Raw genomic sequence first — 1,435 nt, 5'->3', positions numbered from 1 at the left:
CGTTGCCTTGGTAGGCCGTTATCCCACCAACTAGCTAATGCGCCGCGGGCCCATCTGTAAGTGATAGCCGAAGCCATCTTTCATCTTCTCACCATGTGGTGAAAAGTATCATCCGGTATTAGCCCCGGTTTCCCGGAGTTATCCCAGTCTTACAGGTAGGTTGCCCACGTGTTACTCACCCGTCCGCCGCTCGTTCCACAAGCGTCACCCCGAAGGGATCAGCTTGCTTCCCGCGCTCGACTTGCATGTATTAGGCACGCCGCCAGCGTTCGTCCTGAGCCAAGATCAAACTCTCCAAAAAAAGTTTGTTGTTTCTTAGCTATAAATAAGAAAAACGAGGTTGTTTTTCTTCAAAGTTTTTGATTCAAGCACTTAGCAACTAAGTTACTAAAAGCACCTTTACCATTTATTTCGAATACTGGTCGTTCTGTTCAGTTTTCAAAGAGCAAATATTTTTAAGCGCCGCTCAAAAGCGACTTAACTATCATATAACATTTACAATAAAATGTCAATATGTTTTTTTAAAAAAGATTGGTGGAGCCTAGCGGGATCGAACCGCTGACCTCCTGCGTGCAAGGCAGGCGCTCTCCCAGCTGAGCTAAGGCCCCGTGTAATGGTCGGGAAGACAGGATTCGAACCTGCGGCCCCATGGTCCCAAACCATGTGCTCTACCAAGCTGAGCTACTTCCCGTCAAATATGGCGCGCCCGAGAGGAGTCGAACCCCTAACCTTTTGATCCGTAGTCAAACGCTCTATCCAATTGAGCTACGGGCGCATATTAAATTGGTGCCGAGGACCGGAATCGAACCGGTACGGTAGTCACCTACCGCAGGATTTTAAGTCCTGTGCGTCTGCCAATTCCGCCACCCCGGCAAGACACATTGGAGCGGAAGACGGGATTCGAACCCGCGACCCCCACCTTGGCAAGGTGGTATTCTACCGCTGAACTACTTCCGCATATCAATTATATCACAATAATGGTGCGGGTGAAGGGAGTCGAACCCCCACATCCGAAGATACTAGATCCTAAGTCTAGCGCGTCTGCCAATTCCGCCACACCCGCGATATTATGAAAGTGAGCCATACAGGATTCGAACCTGTGACCCTCTGATTAAAAGTCAGATGCTCTACCGACTGAGCTAATGGCTCATACAATAATATGAGTTTCTGGTGCCGGCCAGAGGACTTGAACCCCCAACCTACTGATTACAAGTCAGTTGCTCTACCAATTGAGCTAGGCCGGCAAAAATGGTGGAGGATGCAGGGCTCGAACCTGCGACCCCCTGCTTGTAAGGCAGGTGCTCTCCCAGCTGAGCTAATCCTCCATTTTAAAACTGCCTGGCGGCGTCCTACTCTTGCAAGGGCAATGCCCTAACTACCATCGGCGCTGAAGAGCTTAACTTCTGTGTTCGGTATGGGAACAGGTGTGGCCTCT

9 tRNA genes and 2 rRNA genes are annotated in these 1,435 nt (G+C 50.0%); all 11 read right to left on the bottom strand.

The features are described from left to right. Nucleotides 1-301: ribosomal RNA gene (locus ACFFIS_RS14125) — 16S ribosomal RNA — on the bottom strand; the annotation flags it as partial. A 231-nt stretch (nucleotides 302-532) separates the two neighbouring features. Then, nucleotides 533-608 (bottom strand) — tRNA-Ala (locus ACFFIS_RS14120). Nucleotides 609-614: 6 nt separating this feature from the next. Continuing rightward, nucleotides 615-691 (bottom strand) — tRNA-Pro (locus ACFFIS_RS14115). 7 nt (nucleotides 692-698) lie between these two features. Continuing rightward, nucleotides 699-775 (bottom strand) — tRNA-Arg (locus ACFFIS_RS14110). Nucleotides 776-784: 9 nt separating this feature from the next. Next, nucleotides 785-873 (bottom strand) — tRNA-Leu (locus ACFFIS_RS14105). A gap of 9 nt (nucleotides 874-882) precedes the next feature. Continuing rightward, nucleotides 883-957: transfer RNA gene (locus ACFFIS_RS14100), tRNA-Gly, on the bottom strand. 21 nt (nucleotides 958-978) lie between these two features. Then, nucleotides 979-1,063 (bottom strand) — tRNA-Leu (locus ACFFIS_RS14095). Nucleotides 1,064-1,076: 13 nt separating this feature from the next. After that, nucleotides 1,077-1,149: transfer RNA gene (locus tag ACFFIS_RS14090), tRNA-Lys, on the bottom strand. Nucleotides 1,150-1,168: 19 nt separating this feature from the next. After that, nucleotides 1,169-1,244 (bottom strand) — tRNA-Thr (locus tag ACFFIS_RS14085). Between the two features lie 5 nt (nucleotides 1,245-1,249). Beyond that, nucleotides 1,250-1,325 (bottom strand) — tRNA-Val (locus ACFFIS_RS14080). 11 nt (nucleotides 1,326-1,336) lie between these two features. Next, nucleotides 1,337-1,435, bottom strand: a 5S ribosomal RNA gene (rrf, locus tag ACFFIS_RS14075); the annotation flags it as partial.

This window comes from Paracerasibacillus soli, assembly GCF_042432965.1.
Lineage (GTDB): Bacteria > Bacillota > Bacilli > Bacillales > Amphibacillaceae > Paracerasibacillus > Paracerasibacillus soli.
The sequence above is the reverse complement of the archived record's forward strand: the minus strand, read 5'-3'. Positions and strand labels throughout refer to the sequence as shown.